The sequence below is a fragment of the Actinoallomurus acanthiterrae genome (assembly GCF_054775715.1).
In genome coordinates, this window is sequence record NZ_BAAHCO010000001.1 from 2,873,263 (window position 1) to 2,893,878 (window position 20,616).

The 20,616-nt window shown below is 70.1% G+C and carries 21 protein-coding genes; 10 read left to right on the top strand and 11 right to left on the bottom strand.

Annotated features, from left to right (window positions below; all coding sequences use genetic code 11):
• The first annotated feature begins 11 nt into the window (after positions 1 to 11).
• A complete protein-coding gene (locus tag ACYVF7_RS13960) occupies positions 12 to 2,018 on the top strand; it encodes a HelD family protein (RefSeq protein ID WP_460339575.1) in 2,007 nt (668 codons plus the stop codon).
• Positions 2,019 to 2,125: 107 nt separating this feature from the next.
• Here the strand turns inward: ACYVF7_RS13960 and ACYVF7_RS13965 are convergent, their stop codons facing one another.
• A complete protein-coding gene (locus ACYVF7_RS13965) occupies positions 2,126 to 2,770 on the bottom strand; it encodes a TetR/AcrR family transcriptional regulator (protein WP_460339577.1) in 645 nt (214 codons plus the stop codon).
• 130 nt (positions 2,771 to 2,900) lie between these two features.
• On the opposite strand from ACYVF7_RS13965, the gene ACYVF7_RS13970 reads away from it, so the two are divergent.
• Both ACYVF7_RS13970 and ACYVF7_RS13975 read left to right on the top strand, forming a co-directional pair.
• Entirely contained in the window at positions 2,901 to 4,487 is a 1,587-nt protein-coding gene (locus ACYVF7_RS13970; RefSeq protein WP_460339579.1) for an MFS transporter, read from the top strand.
• Between the two features lie 147 nt (positions 4,488 to 4,634).
• On the top strand, positions 4,635 to 5,969 hold the full coding sequence (locus tag ACYVF7_RS13975; RefSeq protein ID WP_460339581.1) for an MFS transporter: 1,335 nt from the start codon (positions 4,635 to 4,637) through the stop codon (positions 5,967 to 5,969).
• Between the two features lie 179 nt (positions 5,970 to 6,148).
• Here the strand turns inward: ACYVF7_RS13975 and ACYVF7_RS13980 are convergent, their stop codons facing one another.
• On the bottom strand, positions 6,149 to 6,343 hold the full coding sequence (locus tag ACYVF7_RS13980; protein ID WP_460339583.1) for a hypothetical protein: 195 nt from the start codon (positions 6,341 to 6,343) through the stop codon (positions 6,149 to 6,151).
• 291 nt (positions 6,344 to 6,634) lie between these two features.
• Here ACYVF7_RS13980 and ACYVF7_RS13985 point away from each other — a divergent pair, with 291 nt between their 5' ends.
• The 3 genes from ACYVF7_RS13985 to ACYVF7_RS13995 all read left to right on the top strand — a co-directional run bounded on the left by ACYVF7_RS13985 (position 6,635) and on the right by ACYVF7_RS13995 (position 10,040).
• The gene (locus ACYVF7_RS13985; protein ID WP_460339584.1) at positions 6,635 to 8,101 is read left to right on the top strand and encodes an APC family permease; all 1,467 of its coding nucleotides are present in this window, start codon (positions 6,635 to 6,637) and stop codon (positions 8,099 to 8,101) included.
• A gap of 126 nt (positions 8,102 to 8,227) precedes the next feature.
• Positions 8,228 to 8,902, top strand: coding sequence for a lytic polysaccharide monooxygenase auxiliary activity family 9 protein (locus tag ACYVF7_RS13990; RefSeq protein ID WP_460339586.1), 675 nt, complete (start codon positions 8,228 to 8,230; stop codon positions 8,900 to 8,902).
• 169 nt (positions 8,903 to 9,071) lie between these two features.
• Entirely contained in the window at positions 9,072 to 10,040 is a 969-nt protein-coding gene (locus tag ACYVF7_RS13995; RefSeq protein WP_460339588.1) for an aldo/keto reductase, read from the top strand.
• Between the two features lie 94 nt (positions 10,041 to 10,134).
• On the opposite strand, the gene ACYVF7_RS14000 is transcribed toward ACYVF7_RS13995, so the two are convergent.
• Positions 10,135 to 10,629, bottom strand: a complete 495-nt coding sequence (locus ACYVF7_RS14000) for an Lrp/AsnC family transcriptional regulator (RefSeq protein ID WP_460339590.1) — start codon at positions 10,627 to 10,629, stop codon at positions 10,135 to 10,137.
• Between the two features lie 34 nt (positions 10,630 to 10,663).
• Between ACYVF7_RS14000 and ACYVF7_RS14005 the strand changes: the two genes are divergently transcribed.
• Positions 10,664 to 11,536 carry an EamA family transporter gene (locus tag ACYVF7_RS14005; RefSeq protein ID WP_460339592.1) on the top strand — a complete coding sequence of 291 codons (873 nt, stop codon included), beginning with the start codon at positions 10,664 to 10,666 and terminating at the stop codon, positions 11,534 to 11,536.
• A gap of 175 nt (positions 11,537 to 11,711) precedes the next feature.
• The gene (locus ACYVF7_RS14010) at positions 11,712 to 12,947 is read left to right on the top strand and encodes a cytochrome P450 family protein (RefSeq protein ID WP_460339594.1); all 1,236 of its coding nucleotides are present in this window, start codon (positions 11,712 to 11,714) and stop codon (positions 12,945 to 12,947) included.
• Positions 12,948 to 12,954: 7 nt separating this feature from the next.
• On the opposite strand, the gene ACYVF7_RS14015 is transcribed toward ACYVF7_RS14010, so the two are convergent.
• Both ACYVF7_RS14015 and ACYVF7_RS14020 read right to left on the bottom strand, forming a co-directional pair.
• Positions 12,955 to 13,824, bottom strand: coding sequence for a hypothetical protein (locus ACYVF7_RS14015; protein WP_460339595.1), 870 nt, complete (start codon positions 13,822 to 13,824; stop codon positions 12,955 to 12,957).
• Positions 13,825 to 13,960: 136 nt separating this feature from the next.
• The gene (locus ACYVF7_RS14020) at positions 13,961 to 14,872 is read right to left on the bottom strand and encodes an NmrA family NAD(P)-binding protein (protein ID WP_460339597.1); all 912 of its coding nucleotides are present in this window, start codon (positions 14,870 to 14,872) and stop codon (positions 13,961 to 13,963) included.
• Positions 14,873 to 14,951: 79 nt separating this feature from the next.
• Here ACYVF7_RS14020 and ACYVF7_RS14025 point away from each other — a divergent pair, with 79 nt between their 5' ends.
• Positions 14,952 to 15,347 (top strand): winged helix-turn-helix transcriptional regulator, encoded by a 396-nt coding sequence (locus ACYVF7_RS14025; RefSeq protein WP_460339599.1) that lies wholly within the window; start codon positions 14,952 to 14,954, stop codon positions 15,345 to 15,347.
• Positions 15,348 to 15,382: 35 nt separating this feature from the next.
• Here the strand turns inward: ACYVF7_RS14025 and ACYVF7_RS14030 are convergent, their stop codons facing one another.
• Together ACYVF7_RS14030 and ACYVF7_RS14035 are read right to left on the bottom strand one after the other, a co-directional pair.
• Positions 15,383 to 16,285, bottom strand: a complete 903-nt coding sequence (locus ACYVF7_RS14030) for an acyl-CoA desaturase (RefSeq protein WP_460357911.1) — start codon at positions 16,283 to 16,285, stop codon at positions 15,383 to 15,385.
• 270 nt (positions 16,286 to 16,555) lie between these two features.
• The gene (locus ACYVF7_RS14035; RefSeq protein ID WP_460339601.1) at positions 16,556 to 16,987 is read right to left on the bottom strand and encodes an organic hydroperoxide resistance protein; all 432 of its coding nucleotides are present in this window, start codon (positions 16,985 to 16,987) and stop codon (positions 16,556 to 16,558) included.
• Positions 16,988 to 17,092: 105 nt separating this feature from the next.
• Between ACYVF7_RS14035 and ACYVF7_RS14040 the strand changes: the two genes are divergently transcribed.
• On the top strand, positions 17,093 to 17,800 hold the full coding sequence (locus ACYVF7_RS14040) for a winged helix-turn-helix transcriptional regulator (protein ID WP_460339603.1): 708 nt from the start codon (positions 17,093 to 17,095) through the stop codon (positions 17,798 to 17,800).
• A 17-nt stretch (positions 17,801 to 17,817) separates the two neighbouring features.
• Here ACYVF7_RS14040 and ACYVF7_RS14045 read toward each other — a convergent pair whose 3' ends face one another.
• From ACYVF7_RS14045 to ACYVF7_RS14060, 4 genes are read right to left on the bottom strand one after another with little or no spacing between them, the layout of a single operon-like run.
• On the bottom strand, positions 17,818 to 18,789 hold the full coding sequence (locus ACYVF7_RS14045) for a hypothetical protein (RefSeq protein WP_460339605.1): 972 nt from the start codon (positions 18,787 to 18,789) through the stop codon (positions 17,818 to 17,820).
• The gene (locus ACYVF7_RS14050) at positions 18,786 to 19,136 is read right to left on the bottom strand and encodes a PadR family transcriptional regulator (protein ID WP_460339607.1); all 351 of its coding nucleotides are present in this window, start codon (positions 19,134 to 19,136) and stop codon (positions 18,786 to 18,788) included. The genes ACYVF7_RS14045 and ACYVF7_RS14050 overlap by 4 nt, the downstream gene beginning before the upstream one ends.
• Before the next feature lie 10 nt (positions 19,137 to 19,146).
• Positions 19,147 to 20,223 carry a hypothetical protein gene (locus ACYVF7_RS14055; protein WP_460339609.1) on the bottom strand — a complete coding sequence of 359 codons (1,077 nt, stop codon included), beginning with the start codon at positions 20,221 to 20,223 and terminating at the stop codon, positions 19,147 to 19,149.
• The gene (locus ACYVF7_RS14060) at positions 20,210 to 20,416 is read right to left on the bottom strand and encodes a hypothetical protein (RefSeq protein ID WP_460339611.1); all 207 of its coding nucleotides are present in this window, start codon (positions 20,414 to 20,416) and stop codon (positions 20,210 to 20,212) included. Before ACYVF7_RS14060 ends, ACYVF7_RS14055 begins: the two co-directional genes overlap by 14 nt.
• Positions 20,417 to 20,616 lie beyond the last annotated feature (200 nt).

Sequence of the window (20,616 nt, forward strand, 5' to 3'; positions counted from 1 at the left end):
AGGCTTTCGGCATGCCCACAAAAGAGGCGGAGGACACCGACCCCGAGATATCGGCCGAACGCGAGCATCTGACCCGATCCCGCGAGGCGCTCCACCGGATGCGGGAGAACGTCCTGTCCCTGGACGCCTCGGTGGCCGGCGACTGGGTCTCGGCCCAAGTGCTCGGCGCGGACCTCGCCAAGCGGGCGGAGGCCCTGCGTGACGACCCGACGACCGCGCTGTTCTTCGGCCGACTCGACCACCCGGAGGAGCGCCTGTACGTCGGCCGGCGCCACGTCCACGACGACGGCGGCCGGGCCCTCGTCATCGACTGGCGGGCGCCCATGGCCCGCCCCTTCTACAAGGCGAGCCCCGCGGACCCGATGGGCCTCCTGCTGCGCCGCCGGTTCGGCTACTCCGACGGCGAGCTGACCGCGTTCGAGGATGAGGACTTCTCCGCGCCGGTCGAGTCGCGGCTGCTCATCCAGGAGATCGAACGCCCCCGCGTCGGCCCCATGCGCGACATCGTCGCCACCATCCAGCCCGAACAGGACGACATCGTCCGTGCCGAAGCCGACCACACGCTGTGCGTCCAGGGCGCGCCGGGCACCGGAAAGACCGCCGTCGGCCTGCACCGGGTCGCCTACCTCCTCTACGCGCACCGGGAGCGGATGCGCCGGGGCGGCGTCCTCGTCATCGGCCCGAGCGCGTCGTTCCTCGACTACATCCGCGGGGTGCTCCCGGCGCTCGGCGAGGTGAACGTCGAGCAGCACACCCTCGACCAGGTGCTCGAGACCGTGCCGGTGAAGGCGCTCGACGAGCCGGCGGCCGGGCGGATCAAGGGCGACGCCCGGATGGCCGAGGTGCTGCGCCGTGCGGTCTGGAGCCACCTGCGCGAGCCGTCCGAGGCGCTCGTGCTGCCGCGCGGCACCCGCCGCTGGCGCATCCCCGCGTACGAGATCACCGAACTGGCCGAGGCCCTGCGCGACCGCGGCGTCCGGTACGGCGCGGGCCGCGACCTCCTCGGGCACCGCATCGCGCACGCCATCCTGCTGCGCATGGAGAACGCCGGCGAGGCCTGCGACGACCGGACCCACGACGCCGTCCGCCGGACCCGGCCGGTGAAGGCGACGGTCGACCAGGTCTGGCCGGCCCTCGACCCGGCGCGCGTGGTGATGCGGCTGCTGTCCGACGCGGACTTCCTCGCCGAGTCCGCCGACGGCCTCCTCGACCCCGGCGAACAGGCCGCCCTGCTGTGGGCCAAGCCGCCGAAGGGCCCCAAGTCGGCACGCTGGACGGCCGCCGACGCGGTCCTCGTCGACGAGGCCACGGACCTGATCAGCCGCACCTCCAGCCTGAGCCACGTCGTCCTCGACGAGGCGCAGGACCTGTCGGCCATGCAGTGCCGGGCCGTCGGGCGGCGCTGCGAGACCGGCTCGGTCACGGTGCTCGGGGACATCGCCCAGGGCACCACGCCCTGGGCGGTCGGCGACTGGCCGACGCTCCTGCGGCACCTGGGCAAACCCGACGCGGACCTGACCGTGCTCGACCGCGGGTACCGCGTGCCCCGCCAGATCATCGACTTCGCGAGCCGCCTGCTGCCCCGGATCGCGCCGGAGCTGACGCCGCCCACGTCCGTACGGTCCGCCCCCGGCTCACTGCGGGTCCGCCCGGTCGCCGACCTGCTCGCCGCCGTGGAGGACGCCTGCCGGGAGGCCCTGGACGGCGAGGGGTCGATCGGCCTGATCGCGGCCGAGGCCGACGCGGCGGATCTCGCCGCGCACCTGACCGCGCGCGGGATCGAGCACGTACGGCTCGCGGACGGGATGGCGTCGGCGAGGCTCGTCGTCACCCCGGCCACGCAGGCCAAAGGCCTGGAGTTCGACCAGGTCATCGTCGTGGAGCCCGCGGCCATCGTCGAGGCCGAGCCGGACGGCGAGCGCTCGCCCGGCCTGCGGCGGCTCTACGTCGTGCTGACCCGTGCCGTCTCGGGCCTGACCGTCCTGCACGCCCGCGACCTGCCCGAGCCCCTGCGCTGAGGCGTGAGCCTCGGGGCGCTCCTCCGCCAAGGGACGCCCGCGCCGCGAGGGGACTCGCGGCGCGGGCCACCGCGTTGTCAACGCCGCTCGCGACGCCCGCGTGCCGGTCAGTCGCCGGACCAGGCGCGGGGGAGCGTCTCGGAGGCCAGGGCGAAGACCTCCCCGATGCGCGCGGTGACCTCGTCCGTCTGAAAGCGGCCCTCGTGCGCGCAGCTCTCGAACGCGACCCGCATCACGGCGAGGAAGGTCGCACCGATCAGCGTCGGCCGCAGATCGGTCGCGAGATCCACGTTCATCCGCCGGGCGAGGATCGAGGTCAGCTCCTGCTCCAGCTCGTTGAAGTACCGCAGCTGCGCGACCGCGAGGGCCGGGTTGTTCTCGATCACGTCCCGGACCTTGGCGAACCGGCTCGCGTGATCGTCATCGGAGCGGCGGACCTCGTCGAAGACGCCGCGGATCGCGGCCGCCAGGGCGGCGATCGGGGGCTCCTCGGCGGGCCGGGCCGCCAGCACGCTGAGGAAGCGCTGGTCGTACTCCCGCATCATCGAGAGGGCGACTTCCTCTTTGCCAGCGAAGTACCTGAAAAATGTGCGTTGCGACACATCGACCGCTGCCACGATCTCGTCGATCGTCGTGGCCTCGTACCCCTTGGCGAGGAACAGGTCCAGTGCCGTGTCGATCAACGCCGAGCGTGTGCGCTGTTTCTTCCGCTCCCGCAGGCCGGGGGCGGGCACCGCCGACGTTTCATTCATGTCACCTACACCTCACATTCTGTGCATAGTGTGCCATAAGGCAGCAAGTGACTCTTAGGATGATTTGTCATCTGTCAGCAGCTGACATAAATTTTGAACCGACACGGCACGCGTTCTAAGGGGGAGCGAGATGTCGCAACCGGTCGTCCAGGAGCGATTGCCCGCAGGGGCCGGACCGAAGCGTCACGGGATGGGGAACCCGTGGCTCACACTGATCGCGGTGGCGCTCGGCGTCATCATGGTGACCCTCGACGGCACGGTCGTGGCGATCGCCAACCCCGCGATCTCCAAGGACCTGGGCGCCTCGCTGGCGGACCTGCAGTGGGTCACCAACGGCTACCTCCTCGCCCTCGCGGTCTCGCTGATCACCGCCGGAAAGCTCGGCGACCGGTTCGGCCACAAGCCGGTCTTCCTGATCGGCGTCGCCGGCTTCGCGCTGTCGTCGGCGGGCATCGGCTTCTCCAAGGAGATCGGGATGGTGATCGCGCTGCGGGTCCTCCAGGGCCTGTTCGGCGCGATGCTCCAGCCGACCGCGCTCGGGCTGCTGCGCGCGGCGTTCCCGGCCGAACGCCTCAACATGGCCATCGGCATCTGGGGCGCCTGCATCGCGGCCTCGACCGCCGCCGGCCCCATCGTCGGCGGCCTGCTCGTCCAGCACGTCGACTGGGAGTCGGTCTTCTTCATCAACGTGCCCGTCGGCCTCGTCGCGCTCACCGTCGGCGCCCTCTTCCTGCTGAACGCCCGCGGCGAGTCCCGGTCCGGGGGCTTCGACATCACCGGGATCGTCCTGCTGTCCGGAATGCTCTTCACCCTGGTCTGGGCCGTCATCAAGGCTCCGACGTACGGCTGGGGCGACCCGAAGACGCTGGCGTTCTTCGGCGGCTCGATCGCGTTGCTGATCCTCTTCCTGGTGCGGGAGCGGATGGCCCGTCAGCCGCTCCTGCCGCTCGGGCTCTTCCGCTCCGTGTCGCTGTCCGTGGGCGTCGTCCTCATGATGCTGATGGCGTTCGCCATGTTCGGCGCGATGTTCTTCCTCACCTTCTACCTGCAGAGCGTGCACGGGCTGACGCCCGTGTCCACCGGCGTGCGGCTCCTGCCGATGATGCTGGCCATGATGGTGGCCTCCCCGGTCGCCGGCGGAGTGATCTCCAAGGTCGGGCCGCGCGTTCCCCTGGTCGTCGGCATGGGGCTCGCCGGCGTCGCCTTCCTCGGGATGTCGGGCCTCGGCGTGGACGCGAGCTTCGCGGCCATGGCTCCGTGGTTCGCGCTCATCGGCGTCGGCCTGAGCCCCGTCATGGTGGCCGCCACCGACATCATCGTGGGCAACGCCCCCGTCGCGCTGTCCGGCGTCGCGGGCGGCCTCCAGCAGGTGGCGATGCAGGTCGGCGGCGCGCTCGGCACCTCGATCCTCGGCGCCGTGCTCACCGCCAAGGTCGCCGGGGTCCTGCCCGGCCACATGACGGACGCGGGACTGCCGAAGCCGACTTCCGCGCAGGTCGACCTGATGAAGGGCGCGATCTCCCAGGGCGTCGCGCCGGTGCCGAAGAACGCCCCGCCGCAGGTCGCCCAGCTGATCGTCAAGGCCAGCCACCTGTCGTTCATCGACGGCATGCACCTGGCGTTCATCGTGAGCGCGGCCATGGCGTTCGCCGCCGCCCTGCTCAGCCTCCTCGTCCGCGCCGGCCGCCAGGTCGAGGGCGCCGCCATGCACGTCTGACGGCACCTCCAGGGATCGCCGCGACGGCCCTCCGGGGCTGTCGCGGCGATCAGTGCTTTTCGTCACATAAAGCTCGTTCCGTCTGACCGGAAACCGGGTAATCGTCCTGCGTTGCTCAAAAAAGATCGGGGGCGACAGGAGGATCCGATGGTCCTGGACCCGGAAGACGCGCGCGACGCACGATCCGTCACCGAGGCGGAGCGTGGATCGCAGGTACGCAAGGCGGCGCTCGCCGCCATCGTCGGCACCTCGATCGAGTGGTACGACTTCTTCCTCTACAACACCGCCGCCGCAGTCGTCTTTAAGGACGTGTTCTTCCCCAAGTCCACCGACTACGTCGGGACGCTCTCGTCGTTCGCCACGTACGCCGTCGGCTTCGCCGCCCGCCCGATCGGCGCCGCGATCTTCGGGCACTGGGGCGACCGGCTCGGCCGCAAGGCGACCCTGATCGTCACCCTCCTCCTCATGGGCCTGTCCAGCGCCCTCATCGGCGTCCTGCCGGGCACCGGCACGATCGGCGTCGCCGCGCCGATCCTCCTCGTCGCACTGCGGGTGCTGCAGGGCCTCGCGGTCGGCGGCGAGTGGAGCGGCTCCGTACTGCTCTCCATGGAATGGGGGAATCCCCGGCGGCGCGGGCTGATGGCCAGCTGGCCGCAGATCGGCGTGCCGATCGGCCTCATCCTCGGCACGGTCGCGATGTCGTCGCTGGCGACCGCGAGCGGCGACGCGTTCAAGAACTGGGGCTGGCGCATCCCGTTCCTGTTCAGCCTGGTGCTCGTCGCGATCGGCCTGTGGGTGCGGCTCCGCGTCATGGAGACGCCGATGTTCGCCAAGGTCGTCGAACGCCGTGAGGTGGCGAAGGTCCCGGTGCTCGACGTGATCCGCCGGCACCCGAAGGAGATCGTCCTCAGCGCGCTGCTGCGCTGCTCGGAGCAGATGCCCTTCTACATCTTCACGTCCTTCGCGCTGACCTACATCGTCGAGCACGCCAAGCTGTCCAAGACCTTCGCGCTGAACGCGGTCGCCGTGGGCGCCGTCCTCGAACTCATCCTCATCCCGACGTTCGGCCACCTCAGCGACACGGCGGGCCGCAAACGCGTCTACGCGATGGGAGCCCTGCTGCTCGGCGTCATCTCCTTCCCGTACTTCGCGCTGCTCAACACCGCCATCCCGGCCGTCGTCTTCCTCACCGTCGTCCTGGCCCAGGTGCCGCACTCCATGCAGTACGGGCCGCAGGCGTCGCTGATCGCCGAGGTCTTCCCCACGAAGCTCCGGTACGGCGGCGCGGGCATCGGCTACCAGCTCGCCTCGGTCATCGCGGGCGGCCCTGCGCCCCTGCTGGCGACCTGGCTCCTGCACGACTACGGCTGGTGGGCCATCTCCTTCGTCATGGTCATCGCGGCCCTCCTGACCCTGACGGCCACGGCCCTGCTGCCGGATCGCTCCCGCGTGGACCTGACCGAGGACGCCGCCTACGCCTGACCCGACCTTGCTGAGGGGTCGGGAACGGCCGTACCGATGTCCAGTGTCGGCTGATTTTCGCCGGCCCGGTGACGCTCACTTATCAAGCATGTATGGGGAGGTCTCCGCTCAGACCTCCCCATACACATTTTCTCGGGTCTGCCTGTCGAATAAGTCGCAGACCTACGGAGGAAACGCCTTTACGCCCAGATGTACAGCATCCAGCCGGGGCTGTCCCACTGGCACCACCAGGTCGTGTTCAGGTACAGGTTTCCGGCCTTCGTGCACTGCTCGTGCGTCTTATATGCCCTGACGGCCACCGGGCCTGCGGCGTGGGCGGGAGTCGCCAGGGCGGCGGTGCCGGCGAATCCTCCCGCCGCGATGGTCAACGCCACGACGCTCTTTCCGAGTTTTTGCCGCATGAGATCGCGCCCTTTCGGTTTGCTTGTTCTTCGTCAGCGCGTCAATGGGAAGCACGGAGTGATCCCGTAAATGATCTTGCTCCGTGGAGCGTAACAACGGGAAGTTGATCATGGCAAGATCGATGACAGTTAACACAAATTTGTCACATGTGAAGGTTGCGCCAACGAGGGCGCGGTACACCGTGAGTCGGGCACTTATCCCGTACGGCCCCGTTGGTTAAAGTTGATGCCGCCCCCCACCGAGCGAAAGGTGAGGTGGGCGAGGTGGAGGACGCTTCGACGGGCAGGAACGCCGGCGAGAGCTCGGTCGAGCTCGGGGGCTACCCGCAGGAGCTGAAACGGACGCTCGGCTCGTTCCAGGTGTTCGCGATCTCGTTCGCGTTCATCTCGGTGGCGGTCGGCATCTTCTCGACCTACGACGACGTGCTCCAGAACGCCGGACCGGTCGGGATCTGGCTCTGGGTCATCTCGGCGGTGGGACAGCTCCTGGTGGCGCTGGTGGTCGCGCAGTTCGCGGCCCGTATTCCGCTCAGCGGCTCCTCCTATCAATGGGCCTCGCGGCTGACCAACCCGAAGATCGGCTGGGGGTTCGGCTGGCTGACCTTCTGTTACCTGGCGATCGCCGTGGTGGCGGTCGACAACGCGCTCGCGAGCCAGGCGTTCATGCCGCTCGCCGGCATGAAGCCGGACGAGGACACCGCCCGCCTGATCACGCTCGTGGTACTGCTCATCCAGGCCGTGCTCGCGGTGGCCTCGACGCGCATCGTCAGCATGATCAATGGGAGCGCGGTGGGGCTCGAGCTGGTGCTCGTCGTCGTGGTGACGGTCGCGCTCGTCATCGCCGTGGCGATCAAGGGCGACGGCGCGGTCGGGAACCTCGCCTCGCGCGGTATCACCGAGAACGCCCCCGGCTATTTCGCCGTCGGCGGCGGGCTGATGGTCGCGATGATCATGGGCCTCGCCACGCTCGTCGGCTTCGACTCCGCGGCGAACCTGGCCGAGGAGGCCAAGGCTCCCTTCCGCACCGTCCCGCGTGCGATCGTGGGGTCGGTCGCGGCGGCCGGGCTGCTGGGCCTGCTGTTCCTCATCGCGCTCACCGTCGCGATCGACGATGTCCCCCGGATCAGCAGGAGCGGCTCGCCGGTCGCGGCGATCATGCGCGTTCAGCTCGGCCCGGTGATGGAGAGGGCGCTGCTGGTCGCGATCACGTTCGCGTTCTTCGGCGCCGGGATGGTGGTCATGGCGGCGTGCTCGCGGATCGTCTTCGCGATGGCGCGCGACGCACGCTTTCCCGCCCACCGGCTGATGCGGCGGGTCGACCCGCGCACGCATACGCCGGTCCCGGCGACGATCCTGATCTTCGTCCTGGGGGTCGTCCTGATGGTCGCACTGCCGGGTGCCGCACTGCTGAAACTGATCACGGCGTCGACGATCCTCCCGGCGATCATCTACGGCTCCACGATCGTCCTCTACCTGGCGGTGCGCAGACGGCTGGGCCGCAAGAAGGGCGCGTTCGACCTCGGACGCTTCGAACTGCCGGTCGCGATCGGCGCGCTGGTGTGGTCGGTCGCCGCGCTGTTCGTGCTGGTGGTGCCCGCGGCGGCGTTCGTCCCCGTCGTGATCGTGGTCGGCCTGCTCCTCGCGGGCGGGCTGTTCCTGCTCCTCCTGGTGATATTCGACCGCGAGGCGCTCGAGGGCGAGCCCGGAGACGTGAGCGTCTTCACACACTGACCGGGAAACGGCGCCAGGCACCCCTTGTAAGTTTCACGACGATTCTGGGTCAAGGGAACCTGTCAGGTTACGCTCTGAGAGGCGCTCTCACATCCACCCGAAACCCCCGCTAAGGATGGAGATGCGATGCCTCGTCCCCTCCGGGCCGCCCGCGGAGCGCGCCGCGCACTGACCCTGCTCTCGGCCGCCGTGCTGTTCATCGTCCCGTGGGCCGGCGCCGCCTACGCTCACGGCACGGTGACCGCTCCCGTATCCCGCAACTACGGTTGCTACCAGCGCTGGAGCAGTGATTGGCAGGACCCGGCGATGCAGCAGCAGGACCCGATGTGCTGGCAGGCGTGGCAGGACAACCCGAACGCCATGTGGAACTGGATGAGCATCTACCAGAACGGCCTCGGCGGCCAGTTCCAGCAGAAGATCCCCGACGGGCAGCTGTGCAGCGGAGGTCTCTCGGGGGACGGCCTGTACCGCTCGCTGGACAAACCGGGCCCCTGGAAGATGACGGATCTGTCCGCGAGCAATTTCTCGGTCACCCTCTACGACCAGGGACACGGCGCCGACTACCTGCTGGTCTACGTCACCAAGCAGGGCTATGACGCCACGACCCAGCCGCTGCGCTGGAGCGACCTCGAGCTGATCAAGAAGACCGGAAAGTACGCCTCCACGGGCGGTCCGGGCAGCTACACCGTCACGGGCCTGAGCGCCCCTGGACGGACCGGCCGCCACGTCGTCTACACGGTCTGGCAGCGGACGGGCCTGGACCAGGCGTTCTTCTTCTGCAGCGACGTGAACTTCAGCTGACCCGCGAAGCGACGCACCACTCCAGCACCACACGGCCGGTGCCGGGCACGCCGCCTGATTCCTTCGGATCGAAGGAATCAGGCGGCCGAGACCGCGGTATCCGGATTCCGGGATCGGGTCGCCACGCCGATGATCCTTACGACCGTTCCGGCCGAGTGGAGGCGATGGCATGGAGTACGTACGGGTGGGATCGTCCGGGTTGAAGGTGTCCCGGATCGCTCTGGGGATGATGGGCTTCGGCGACCGGTCGCGGCGCCGATGGCACCTGGACGAGGACGGCGCCGAGCCGATCGTGCGGCGGGCGGTCGAGGCGGGCGTGACGTTCTTCGACACCGCGGACATGTACGACGGCGGCATGAGCGAGGTGGTCACCGGCCGGCTGCTCGCCCGGCTGTTCCCGCGCCGGGACGACTACGTGCTCGCCACCAAGGTGTACTTCCCGATGGGGGAGGGGCCTAATGACGGTGGGCTGTCGCGCAAGCACATCATGGACGCCATCGACGCCTCACTGGCCCGGCTGGGCACCGACCACGTCGACCTTTACCAGATCCACCGTTGGGACGACGAGACGCCGATCGAGGAGACGATGGAGGCCCTGCACGACGTCGTCCGCTCCGGCAAGGCGCGGTACATCGGGGCGTCGAGCATGTACGCGTGGCAGTTCGCCAAGGCGCAGCAGGCCGCGGCGACCCGGTTCGTATCGATGCAGAACCACTACAACCTCGTCTACCGGGAGGAAGAGCGGGAGATGATCCCGCTCTGCCGCGACCTGGGCGTCGGCGTGCTGCCGTACAGCCCGCTGGCGCGCGGACTGCTCGCCGGCACGCGAGACCGGCAGGGCGGCCGCCACACGGCGCGGGCCGGCAACGATCCGCTCGCCGACACGTCGTACGAGGACGGGGACTTCGACGTCGTCGAAGCGGTGCGGGCGGTCGCCGGCGAGCGCGCCCTGCCCCCGGCGCGGGTCGCGCTGGCGTGGCTGCTCGGCAGGCCCGGGGTGTGCGCGCCGATCGTCGGCGCGACGAAGCCGGAGCACGTGGACGACGCGGTGGCCGCCGTCGGCGTCGCGCTGACCGACGAGGAGGTGGCCGGACTGGAGGCGCCGTACCGTCCGCACCGGGTCATCGGGCACACCTGAGGCGCGCGCCCCGGTTCGTCGATCGGGGCGGCCGGGGGTGGCGCGACTCCCGTCAGGGGGGCGAAGTCGGCGATCGGGGGCGGCGCGACTCCGGTCACGGGGCGGTGCCGTCCAACGGGAGCGGTCGGCGGGGTACGGTCGCCGCGTGGATCAGTGACGTGGTGGTGCGGCCGTACGGTGCGAACCGGTCGAGGATCGGTTCGAGGCGGTCGACGGATCGTAGGTGCGCGATGAAGAAGAAGCAGTCGTCGCCGGTGATCCGGTAGCACTCCACGATCTCCGGGATCTCCTCGGCGATCTTGGCGATGCGGGGGAGCTCGCGGACCGCCGGGTTGATGCGGACCAGCACGGTCACCGGGAAGCCGAGGGCCTGTGGATCGACCTCGGTCCGGTAGCCGGTGATCACACCGGTGTCCTCGAGCCGCCGTATCCGGTCGGCGACCGCGGGCGCGGACAGGCCGACCCGGCGGCTCAGCTCGGCGACGCTCAGCCGTGCGTCGGCCTGGAGCTCGGACAGGATCCGAAGGTCGATGTCGTCGAGATCCTTGGCTTCGTAGGCCCGCCCGGGCCGTGGCCTGCGGTTCGCCATGCCGCCAGCGTACGAGTCGATCGACGATACGGCCATGCGCACGGATCCACGGCCTGAGGCCGTCACCCGCCGCCGGGCCGCCGTCCCGGCGTGGTCGTACTTCGCCGGGAGCGCGGTCTTCCATTATCTCGGCCCGTCGTTCGCCGTCCTGCTGTTCGCGCGGGTGGGGCCGCTCGGCGTCGCGGGGCTGCGGATCTGGAGTGCGGCGATCCTCTTCGCCGCGTGGCGCCGCCCCTGGCGACTGCTCGCCGGGCCGGGCGCCGCCGGACGTCACCTGCTCGTGGGGTGGGGGCTCGTGCTGGCGCTCATGAACGGCTGCTTCTACCTGGCGATCTCCCGGCTGCCGCTCGGGACCGTCGCGGCGATCGAGTATCTCCCGGTCATCGCGCTGGCCGCGCTCGGCGCCCGTACGCCGCGGAACCTCGCCGCCCTCGCCGCGGCGGTCGGCGGCGTGTACGTGCTCACCGACGTGCGCCTGACCGGGCAGCCGCTGGGGTTCGTCTTCGCGTTCGCCAACGCCGGGCTGTTCGCGGCGTACATCGTGATCGCCCATCGGGCGGCGCGGCGGTCCGCCAGTGGCGTCGACGGGCTCGCGGCGGCCATGCTCGTCGCGGGCCTCCTCGTCGTGCCGATCGGGGCGTGGCAGGCCGCCCCGGCGTTCGCCGATCCCGTCGCGCTGGTCGCGGGGATCGGCGTCGGGATCAGTTCCTCGGTCATCCCGTACGTCTGCGATCAGCTGGCCATGGCGCGGATGGCCCGCTCGACGTACGCGCTGCTGGTCGCGCTGCTGCCCGCGACCGCCACCGTCGTCGGCGTCCTCGTCCTCCGCCAGATCCCGTCCCCGGCCGAGATCGCCGGTGTCGCGCTGGTGATCGCGGGCGTCGCCCTCCACCGCGAACTCCGCTGACTCCGGGGCAGGGAGAAAAACCGAGAAGCACCTTCGCCGAGCGCCGTCTCCAACCACTCTTCCGTGTCTCCGGCGCTATTGGCGGCCGGTCGGCGCGTGGTTAGGGTGGCGGTGATCATTTCGCCAGTAGCGCCGAGCCCGTACGAGTTCCCGACGCATCGCCTGGAGATCTCCGGTGGAAATCACCCCGCAAGACGGCTCCTTCGTCATGGATCCGGCCGGCCGCGACATCCACGGCGAGGCCGCCCGGCTCCGCGCGCGTGGGCCCGCGGCGAAAGTCGAGCTCCCGGGCGGTGTGGAGGCGTGGGCGGTGAACGACTCCGCCCTGCTCAGGCTGCTCCTCACCGACTCCCGCGTCTCCAAGGACCCTCGCCGGCACTGGCCCACGTGGATCAACGGCGAGATCTCCCCGGAATCGCCGCTGTTCGTCTGGCTGGCCGTGAGCAACATGCTCACCTCCTACGGCCAGGACCATCGGCGGCTGCGCCGGCTCATCTCCAGTGCCTTCACCGCGCGCCGGACCGCCGCGATGCGCCCCCGCATCGAGAAGCTCGTGGCCGGGCTCCTCGACGGCTTCGAGGCCGAGCCCGGCCTTCCGGTGGACCTGCGCGAGGAGTACGCCTATCCGTTGCCCATCGCGGTGATCTGCGAGCTGTTCGGCATCGACGACGAGGCCGCGCGCGATGAGATGCGCCGCTGCACCGCCACCTTCTTCAACACCGACGCGGATCCCGACGAGGCCGCCACCGCATATCCGCGCATGCTGGAACTGCTGGGCGCGCTCATCGCCGAGAAGCGGAAGAACCCCGGAGACGACCTGTCCTCCGACCTGATCGCCGCTCGCGACGACGACTCCCGGCTCTCCGAGGAGGAGCTCGCCGGCACGCTGATGCTGTTCATCGGCGCGGGCCACGAGACGACGGTCAACCTCCTCGACAACGCCATCTACGCCCTGCTCACCCGCCCCGACCAGCTCGCGCTGGTTCGCGCCGGCCGCGTCGGCTGGGACGACGTGGTCGAGGAGACGCTGCGCGCCGAATCCCCCATCGCCAACCTCCCCCTGCGCTTCGCCGTCGAGGACATCACGCTCGACGACGGCGTCACCCTCCGCAAGGGCGACGCGATCCTCGCCTGCTACGCCGCCGCCGGCCGCGACCCGCGCGTGCACGGCGACGACGCGGACCGCTTCGACGTCACCCGTGCCGACAAGGAGCACATCGCCTTCGGCTACGGCGTCCACCACTGCCTCGGCGCACCCCTGGCCCGCCTGGAGGCCACCATCGCGCTGCCCGCGCTCTTCGACCGCTACCCCGACCTGACCCTCGCCGCCGAACCCGGCGAACTCCGGCCGCTCGCCTCATTCATCTCCAACGGCCACCGCTCCCTCCCCGTACACCTCACGGCCGGGTGAACGGCCCTCACTGGCGGTGGAAGTGCACCGGGTGCTCGGGGTCGGCGGAACAGGCGAAGAGCCCCCCGGGACCGACGTCGATCATCATTCCGGTCGGCGTGTAGGCGTGCTCGTACTCCGGCGTGCCATAGACCAGGTCACGGTCCTCGATCGCACACCACCGGCCATCGCCCTCACCGTTGTCGAGTTGCAGGAGTAGCGTGGCCGGCGCACCGCAGGCGACGCATGTCAGGCCGCTCGGCGCCGACCCGTGGATCACGGTTCCGCCGATCTTGAAGCCGGGAGCGGTCGACAGCTCTTCGTACGCGTCCTCGTCCTGGTTCCAGGCCAGTACGCGGGCTCTGAGGTCGTCGGGGAGTTCCCAGAGCCAGGGATACTCGATCAGCCGCTCCGGATAAAGGACGCACGGGTGCGGGATGTAGGTCTCGTAGAACCCCGGAAGCTCGTCCTCCAGGTCCGGTACGGGCGGCTCTTCGAGTATCTCGGTCACCTCGGAGGCTCGCCGCCAGACCACCCGGCAGGGAGCATGCTCGGGGCAGCAGTGGTAGCCGACGCACCACAGGATCTGGAGCAGATCCGTCCCCTCGGGGAAGGTGATCTCGGGGAAGTCCGCGGCGGTCAGCTGGGCCAGGGCGACCATCGGAGATCCCGGATCCTCGCCCGGATACTGATCGCAGTCGGGGGCCTCGCAGTGCGGCCACGGCTCCGAGGCCGGCCACGCCAGAGGGCCTCCGATGTGACTGTCGCGAGGGCCGGGACTGCCGGGCCGGGGGTGCAGCCGTACGGTGGCGGACGCGTAGGCGGCCAGGCCCGGGATGAGCTGAGCGATGTCCACTGAGGGGGCTTCGGTGGTGCGGGTCACGGGGATCATTGTCATCCACGCTCCCCGCTCCGGGAGCCGGCTCCGGCGAGGTCACCGAGGGTGCTCCCCAGGATCGCCGATGCGGTCGGCGGGATGAAGCCGATCAGATCGGTCGTACCCCGATCGGCTTCATCGCCGAGGCTTCTCGTGCTCAGCGTGGAGACGCGGCCGGTACGGGGGAGGACGTGAAGCCGCCCGCACGGAGCGCGTCGGCGATCAGGTCGAGCGGCGGGCGAGGCGCGGTCGGCAGCAGTGCCGCCAGATCACCGTCCCGCTGCTCGAGGAAGCCGGCGTTGATGTTCGAGAAGATCGAGATCGTATGGCCGACCTGGTAGGGCTCCAGGCCGATGGCGGTGAGCGCGGCGCGTACGTCGGACAGCGCCGCCGGTTCGTACCGGATCCGACGGCCGAGCGCCGTGGACAGGGCCGCCGCGAGGTCCGCGCCGCCGACCGCGGCCACCCCCTCGAGCTCATAGGTGCGACCCGCGTGTCGGCTTGGGCGGCCGGCGCGGACGTCGGCGTACGTTTCCGCGGCGACCCGCGCGGCGACGTCGGCCAGGTCCTCCCGCGCAACGACGGCGACCCTGCCGTCGCCCAGCGGCGCGCTGAACACTCCGGTGGCGGCGGCGCTCTCCGCGGCCATCAGCGCCAACCCGACGGGCATCTCCGCGTACAGTCCGTTGCGCAGCACGGTGACGTCGAACGGGGCGCCGGCGAGCCGGTCCTCGGTCCACCGGTGCGGCAGGGCGATGCTCAGCCGATCACCTGAGCCGGCCAGGCTCGTGTAGATCACATGCCGGACACCGGCCTCGATGGCCGCGCCGACGACCGCCCCGTGCCGGGCGAGGACCACGTCGTCCTCGGCGTACCCGGCCGAGACGAACACCAGCACGGTCACGCCCGCGAACCCGTCCGCCAATGAGTCCGGGTCGTCGAAGTCGATGCGCCGGGCGCCGCCACTCGCGGTACGCGTGCCCGCCACCACGTCGACGCCGGGAAGTGCGGCGAGCCGGCCGTGGACCAGGCCGCCGAGTGCGCCTGACGTTCCGGTCACGAGAATCATGGGACCCCCAAGGTGGTTTTTGCCGAATGATCGGCCCCAGCATCGTGACCACCGGCCGGGAGCGTAAGGAGGCATTCTCATGTCCGTAGGGCACACGGCGGTAACCCCCCAGGCCGCAGGTCCCTGTGGTGACGACGACTGCGGCATCCGAGAGGTGCTCGACCGGATAGGCGACAAATGGACCGTGCTCGTCATCGTGGAGCTGTCGAAGGGGACCCGGCGCTTCCGGGAGCTCCAGCGGGCGATCCCCGGCATCTCCCAGCGGATGCTGACCCTGACGACGCGCAGACTCTGCCGGGACGGCCTCGTCGAGCGGACCGTGTACGCCACCATCCCGCCGCAGGTCGACTACCGGCTGACCGCCATGGGCCAGAGCCTCGCCACGATGGTCTCCGGCCTGGCGGACTGGTCCCGCGAGCACAAGGCCGCGATCGGCGAAGCGCGGCGGCGCTGGGACGCCGCACACACCGAGTAGGCCACCGGACGGCGGGCCGCTGGATGATCTTCGGGCTACCGGTGCTGTGCGGCGGAGAGGCGGGTCAGGCGGTGCTCCTTCGGCCAGCGGACGTCGTACACCCAGCCGAATTTCTCGAACACCCAGATGAGCCGTGCCGACACGTCGATCTGGCCGCGCCGTACACCGTGCCGGGCACAGGTCGGATCGGCGTGGTGCAGGTTGTGCCAGGACTCGCCCATGCTGAGGAGCGCCAGCGGCCAGACGTTGGCGGACCGGTCGCGCGAGGCGAAGGGCCGATCGCCGATCATGTGACAGATCGAGTTGATCGACCATGTCACGTGATGCAGGAGGGCCATCCGGACCAGGCCCGCCCAGAAGAACGCGGTGAGCGCTCCCCACCAGGACCAGGTGATGAGGCCGCCGAGCACCGCGGGCAGGCCGAGCGTGATCGCCGTACACGCCCCGAACAGGCGGTGCACCACGCGTATGTCACGATCGGCGAGCAGGTCGGGCACGAACCGGCGCTGGTTGCTGAGGTCGCGCTTGAAGAGCCAGCCGAGGTGAGCGTGCCAGAAGCCCCGTGCGATCGCCACCGGTGAGTTGCCGAACAGCCAGGGCGAGTGAGGATCACCGTCCCGGTCGGAGAACGCGTGGTGGCGCCGGTGATCGGCGACCCAGTGCAGGACCGGGCCCTGTACGGCGAGGCTGCCGGCGAGCGCCAGCGTGATCCGCATGACGCGCTTGGCCTTGAACGAGCCGTGCGTCAGGTAACGGTGGTAGCCGACCGTCACGCCGAGACACGTGATCACGTACCAGATCGTCATGAGCAGGATGTCCACCCAGCTCAGGCCCCAGCCCCACACCACGACGGCCGCGAGGGCCAGCGCGAGAAGCGGGACGATCACGAAGACGTACACCGACAGGTGCGCGGCGAGCGCACGCCGACCGGTGATCATGGGCGCGGGCCCGTGGCCCGGCCCGGGCCCGCGGTCCGGCCCGGGCAGGGATCGGCCGGTGATGCTGGTCGACACGGTACGTCACCTCGGTTCTGACGTGGATGCGAGTACCGATCTCTCCGGCACCCCGACCAGCTGACAGGCCGAAACGAGGTGCCATGACGCAAGGTTGCTCTTACCCGGCTACGCGCAAACCACCAACCGTCGAACCATTGGACGAGATGCCATGAACACTGTCGACCCTGAGTCGCCGGCCGATCATGCTTTTCGTCAGAGGCGTGCGCCGTTCGCCGTGAGAACGACGTCGATGTTGCCGCGTGTGGCGCTGGAGTAGGGGCACACCTGGTGGGCGGCGTGTACGAGATCGGCGGCTCGCCGGGCGTCGTCGATCGAGGGCAGCGTGACGTTCAGTTCGGCGCCGAGCCGGAACGTGCCGTTCTCGTTCGGGATGAGCGCGACCGTCGCGTCGATCACCGCGTCGTCGGCCTGAAGCTTCTCGCGCTTGCCGAGCATGCTCAGTACGGCGCCGAAACAGGCCGCGTATCCCACGGCGAACAGCTGCTCCGGGTTGGTTCCGGCGCCGTCGCCGCCCAGCTCCTTGGGAAGCCTCAGGTCCACGTCCAGGCGGCCGTCCGTCGTCCGCCCGTGCCCCTGGCGGCCGCCGGTGACGCGCGCCTCGGCCGTGTAACTCGCCTTGCTCATGTTCTCCTCCTAAGCGTTTCCGGAAGCAGAAGCTACTGCTTCAAAATTAGGAAGTAAAGAGCCAGGCGGTTCGGAAACCGGAAGTCCGGACATTACAATGGTGAAGTGGACCAGCGATCGTACAACCAGTACTGCGCGACCGCGCGCACCCTCGACATCGTCGGCGAGCGCTGGACGCTGCTGCTGATCCGCGAGCTGCTGACCGGCCCCAAGCGGTTCGGCGACCTGCAGAACAGCCTGCGCGGTCTCGGCACCGGCCTGCTCTCGGCCCGGCTGAAGCACCTCGAACGCGAGGGCCTCGCCCAGAAGGTCACCCTGCCGCCCCCGGCCCGCACCCCCGCCTACGCGCTCACCGAGGCGGGCGAGGAACTCGAGCTGGCCGTGCTCGCCCTCGCCCAGTGGGGCCTGAAGTGGGCGATGGGGGAGCGCCGCGAGGGTGAGACCTACCATCCGGGCTGGACCGTGCTCGGCCTCCGCTCCATCTTCGTCCCCGAGTCCGCCGTCGGACTACGCGCCACGTACGAGTTCCGGATCGGGGACGAGGTCTTCCACGCCGACGTCGACGACGGCACGATCGCGACCCTGCACGGGCCCGCTCAGCGGCCCGACGTCGTCATCGAGGCCGGCGAAGACCTCTTCGCCGACATCGCGGCGGGCCGTACGGACCTGGCCGCCGGGCTCGAGGACGGCAGCGCCGTCGCCTCCGGTGACCCTGATCTCCTGCGAAGGCTGGCAGACCTGTTCGTACGGCCCCCGGCCCAGGATCGTCCCGGCTCACCGGCGGCGCACTCGAAGGCCGCGCCCCGGCCCTGAGCCACGCGGGCTCGTCCTCAGATGGATCTCCTGGCGTGGTGTGCTGTGAAAAGGGCCGCGGCCATGACGATCAGGCCGGCCACGTCGACGGCGCCGGCGTGAAACAGCCCCCGTGGTCCGTATCCTCTCGTCAGGACCCAGCCGCACGCCATGGTGAGGAAGACGGCCATGCCGAAGACGGCGATGTTCCCGATCCCGGTCTCGTAGCGCAGGACACGCGGCGACAGTTCCAGGCGGCGCACCGTCTTTGCCGCGCCGACCACGATGCAGACCATGGCGATGGGGCTGACGGCCATCCAGGCGATCTCGGCCGTGGAGAACGCCTGCAGGGCCCTCGGGTGGGCCCAGTACGCGGTGATTCCTCGCGTCGACGCCCAGGTGAAGGACGCGACATCGCTCGGTACCAGATCGTGGTACGCCCACGGACGGCCACCGGTGCCCGGCCAGCTGCGTCCGAAGTGGCGGCCGCCGACGATGAGCGCCAGGGTGCCGGATGCGAACAGCAGTGCCGGCGAGAGCAGCGCGCGTGCCCGCAGCCGGGCCACCCGCAGGAGCAGGGCCCATGCGATGGGGACCGCGGCGAGCACGGCCAGCGCCAGGAAGAGGAGCATCGCGCCCGACATCACCACGATCGCTGTGGTGGTGATGTCGGTGTCCGGCCGCGACCATCGCCATCCGATGATCAGCTGTGCCCACATGGTGAGACCGCACGCCAGGAAGGTGGCCGACGCGCACCCAAGGGCCACGAGGCGGACGCGGACCCGGTCGGGCAGTTCGATGCCGTGTTCGGCGAGGCCCGCGCACGCGAGCCGGGCCAGCAGGCCGTTGCGGATCACGTCCGCCGTACGCCGCCAGGATCGCGGCCGCTCGGAGATCTCGGCGATGAGCAACTCGGCGAACTCCTCGCCGTAACGGTCGCGCCAGACCCTCGGGTACCAGTGGACCAGCCGCTCGGCGCGGCGCGTGACCGCCTCGGGCGAGGCGGTCACGCCGTCTCCCAGTTACCGGCGAGCCGCCGCAGCCCCAGGTCGGCGACGCGGCGTTGAGCGTCGAGGTGGGCCCGCAGAGCCGTGGCCCCGGCCGCCGTCAGCCGGTAGGGCCGACGCCGGTCCTGGCTCTCCACAGTCTCGATGAACCCCTGCTTCTCCAGCCGGCTGAGGGCCTCGTACAGCGTGCCGGGCGCCAAGCGCACATCGGCGAAGGCTTCGATGTCCTTGGTCAGGGCGTAGCCGTGCTTGGCGCCTTCGGCCAGGCTGGAGAGGATCAGCGTCGCCGGACCGGAGTAGCGCCCCAGCGTGCCGAGAGGAGCGGCGCTTTCGTCTTGTGACCGGGCCATGAGAGTCACCCTATGTCGGTTGACGATCCATCGGTGGACGGAGACCGCTCCCGCCGCTGCGCGGTGCCACCAGGTAGGGCACGTGCGAGGCCAGGAATTCCCGGGCGAACGGGTCGCGCAGCCGCCACACGCCGGCGTCGACCACGAAGTGCGCCATCAGCACGCCGAGGTACGCGCCGAAGAGCAGGCGGCCTGCGGGAGCGGCGTCGAGCAGCCGCGACGCGGCACTGAGCGCGACGCCGCCCACGAGGGCGATGTCGCACAGGATCGCGAGCATGCGCAGCCGCCGCGTCCCCTGCCCGCCTCCGGCCGCTATGAGTCCGATGAGTAGTAGGTACTGCAACCCATGGGCCACGGTCATCCCTCCGACCACCGCGTACGGCGAGTCGAGGACGAAGACGGGAAGCGAGAAGAGCAGCGAGGTCAGGTAGACGAAGCAGAATCCCCCCGGGCGTTCGGCGCGTGGCCGCCGTGCGAGCGCCACCAGACCCATCCCGACCGCACCGGCGAACAGTACGGCCACCACCGGAAACACCGCCCCGATCCCCGGATCGACGCGCAGGCGAAGGAGCCCGAGGTGCGCCATCAGCCCGGCGACTCCGGCCCATCCGGCCAGTGCCAGCGCCCGGCGCTCGTACGGCCGTAGCCCCGTCACCCGGTTCGACGATGCGGCCAGCGCGGCCATGCCGAGGTTCTGCTTCTGGAAGTGGAAGAACTGCCACGCGAAGTAGGGCAGCAGCAGCCATACCAGCGTCGACGGCGAGACCGCGGCGGCGATCACCGCCGACGCCGCGATCAGGCCGATCGGCGTCCAGACGTACCGCGTGCGGTGCCGTCGGGCGTGGGCGCGGATCTGTGGGAGCGTGTACAGCCACCCTGTCGCGGCGACGTGCACCGACGACCCCACGAACAGCAGCCAGGTGATCCCCCGCGCCGGCGCGGTCGACGCCGACGGCGCCATGAGGACGGCTGTGGCAAAGGCCCCGGCCGTCAGGCCCACGGTCGCCCACAGCCACACCCGCGGATACCCCGTACGTGGTCGCGGCCCGGCCGCGACGATCCGCCGAGCGTCGTCATCCCATCCCATGGCCATCCAAGGCCCCCGCCGGGGCCACGCTCAGCAGGAACAGCACGGCCACCGCGATCCCGGCCACCGTGAAGGCGCAGCACAGGGCCACGATCACCCAGCGCCGGCGACCACCACGTGGCTCTGCGTACGGCCACCCGCTCATGGGGCCTTCGTTCGGCGCGCTCGTGAATCTTTCGTGTAGTGCGTCCATGATCCGCACCGTAGTCCGTGAGACGATATACCGCAATACGTTATAACGGCAGTCGATATAGTGGCTGGAGCGAATGGACATACCGCGGACTCGGCTGATGCGGCAGTCGCCCGAGTGCCTGCATGGCGGACCGCGCCGGCGTACGGAGCGCCGCTGCGAAGGTCCGGCTCCCGAGTGGGATGGGACCTGTGCGTTGCGGT